We start from the raw sequence: 2980 nt of genomic DNA, 5'->3' as shown, positions 1-2980 counted from the left end.
GTTGCCCAGGGACGGGCTGATCTGGCCGCTGATGGCGATTGATCGCCGCGCTGGCTTTGGCAGCCTGTTCCTTCAGTGTGCCGAGGCGCTCCTGGATCTGCCCCGCCGCGCTCACCGCCTGGCTGTACTTGCGCGGCCACCTCGCCGATCACGGACTGGGCAGCCGAGATGCCGCGCAGGGTTCGCTGCAGCTTTGCGCCCAGCGCTGGCCCCACAAAGGGCACGTTCTCAAGCTCCGATGCGGCGCCGCTGATGTCGCTGATAGCACCGTTCATAGGCCCCAGCATGTCATCGGCACTACGTCGGCCAGCCTCTCCCGCGGCCACCAGGGACTGGAGCCCTGACTGCAGTTGCTCCATGTAAGCCATGGCACCTCCTAAACGTGTGGTTCATCCGATAGCTGACGGGCCGCGGCCTGGCGGCTGAACTCGTCGAACATCCGGCGCAGGTGGGGCTCGACTTCGCGGGCCAGTTGAGCGGGGTCTTTGACGTCTCCCTGGACCGAGACGGGCATGTTTGGCGCAAAGGTGAATTGCTGGTCGACCTTGGGCGGTGCTGCTTTCGCAGACTCAGGCGCCTTGAGCATCGCCGGCGCCGCAGCAGACGGTGTGCCGGTCCCCATCGAGCGCACCACCTGCCCCATCAGCGGGGGCGTCTGGCCGGTCTTGAACGACTTCGCTATATCGCCCAGGACCGGTGGGATGTTCTTCCCGGCGTTCGCCATCATGAGCGGCCCAGCGATGGGCATGGTTTTAAGCGACTCGTCGGAACCGAACAGCGATTTGCCTGCAAAGGAGCCCAGGGCGTCACCGCCCCAGTAGCCGATAGCACCACCAACGACGACACCGATAGCGCCCCCGATGGCTGTGCCAAGCCCTGGCACGATGGAGCCCAGGGCAGCGCCAGCCGCCGCACCCATTTTGGCTCCCACGATGGTGCCCGCTAAGCCACCCACCGCACCGCCATACCCCTCAGCCTTTTCGTCTCGGGTGACGGCGGTGTCGTAGGTGTCCTTGGCCTTGACGACCGCCCCGACCACAGCCAGCAGGGTGCCAAATTTAATGAAGTTAGTGACACCGCGACCGATGCTGGCAGCACCAGCGCGGACACCCAGCCCACGGCCAGCACCACGACCACGACCGCCACGCCCGCCCTTACGGCCCTTCTTGTCCTTACCATCATCCGTGTCGTAATCACCGCCCGCCCCTGGGTTGGTGACAAAGACCCGCTGAATCACGTTCGGGTTACCCATCATCGATCCGCGGGCCACGTTGAGCATGCCCTTGCCGATCTTGAACGCTGAGACCACGCTTTTCAGGGCGACAAGCCCAGCGCCCAGTGCGGTGATCCCCAGCACCAGGGGAGGCGCCTTTTCAGTCAGGCGAGTCAGCGAGTTGGCTACAACAGTGATGTGCTTGGCCACGGCATCCGTGGCCGGGCGCAATGCATCACCCACCGCACGCATGGCATCGTTCATGGCATGGCCTGTTTCGGCCCACAGCTGAGAGGAGGTTTCCCGGCGTTCAGCCAGGTTCTTGTCGAGAATGCCGGTGGCGTTCTTCGACTCGGCTTTCAGTTGCTCATACAGCGCCTTGTTCTGAGAGAAGGCCGTGAGCGCCGCCTTGACCTGCATGTCAGCGAAGATATCACCGGTGCGCAGGGCCTTCTCCAACGACTCCAGCATGGCCTTCGCCTTGGCCGGATCCGTCTCCTTGCTGATATTGGCCGTCGCCTCGGCCATCTTCTTGGCCTGCTCAGGGTTAGTCGCCTCGACGTAACGCTGGGCCAGGGCAAAGCTCGACTCCAGGGTCGACATGCCTTTTTGAATACCGCTGTTCAGCGAGGACTGGTAATCGATGCCCGCGTCCTTATAGGCCTTGACCACCTCCCCGGAGCCGATTTTCTCCATCCAGTTTTTCAGGTTGTTGGCCGCCTCATCGGAGCCGCCGGCGGTCTTCATTTGCACCTGCAGCATTGAGCCCAGCTGACTCACTGAGTCCAGCCCGGTGATGCCGATCTTCTCCATGCCGGCCAGCATCTGCGGAAACCACTTGGCCATATCCGCGGCTTCAAAGCTGCCCGCCTGGCCCTGCATGGCGATAGCTTCCAGGGCCTTTTCCATCATCTTGGGGTCGACGATCTTGGCGTTCTGCTGCAGCGCCTGAATCATGTTGGCCGTGTCGACGCCGCTGGAGCCCTGTCCCACCGCGAACTTGGCCGCAACTGGGGCATAGGACAGCGCCTTATCCAGTTCCATGCCGGCACCGACCATCTGGTTCACCAGGTCGGCCACATCATTGCGGCCCAGCCCAGTGTCTTTCGAAGTCTGAATGATGGTGCGGGTCATCTCGGCTTCTTGTGGCTTGTTGGCCACATCCGCCTTGATGGCAATGTCGCGGATGATTGCTTGGTAGTCCGCGCTGATTTTAGTAGGGATCGACACCACCCCAACCCCGGCCACCGCCTGGCCGATCCCGGACTTGAGGCCCTCCTTACCTTCCTTGATCTGCTGGTGCCCTTTCATCTGCAGATCTGCACCCTTGGCCACCCGGCCGAGGGCCTGGTACTCCTGGCGCAGCTTGTGCACCTGAACACCCTGTTTGCGCAGGCTGTCCAGGTTCCCCTCCAACTTGCGCAGCAGCCCGGCCGCCGAGGCGGCGCCGGTGTCGTGGGCTTTCTTCCACTCATCTCGCAAGCGCATGGTTTCGCCGATGGTGCTCTTCAGCACTTTGGCCCGGTTGCCCTGCTCTTCCAGCTTCTTGATCCGGCCTTCAACCGTCTTGAAGGCGGCGCCCACAGTCGCGCTGACGGCGCCACCAATCACCAACCCTATCGCCAGTCTGCTCGCCATCTGTCGCCCCTATGCTCGATAAGTGATCAGCTCAGTCCGTGAGCCACCAGACCATGTCGCTAAAGCGCATGGTCGTGATTTCCTCGGCGGAAAAATGCAGCTCGCTCGCGAGCCGCTTCGCCGCCATCT

Annotated in this window: 1 protein-coding gene and 1 pseudogene; both read right to left on the bottom strand. The window is 62.8% G+C overall.

Translation table 11 applies throughout. The features are described from left to right. Nucleotides 1-368: pseudogene (locus M1B34_RS33370) on the bottom strand (phage tail protein); the annotation flags it as partial. An 8-nt stretch (nt 369-376) separates the two neighbouring features. After that, entirely contained in the window at nt 377-2851 is a 2475-nt protein-coding gene (locus M1B34_RS33365) for a phage tail tape measure protein (protein WP_268267399.1), read from the bottom strand. Nucleotides 2852-2980: the final 129 nt, after the last annotated feature.

This window comes from Pseudomonas morbosilactucae, assembly GCF_023241715.1.
In the GTDB taxonomy this organism is placed as follows: Bacteria; Pseudomonadota; Gammaproteobacteria; order Pseudomonadales; family Pseudomonadaceae; genus Aquipseudomonas; species Aquipseudomonas morbosilactucae.
This window is presented reverse-complemented; position numbering and strand designations above follow the sequence as displayed.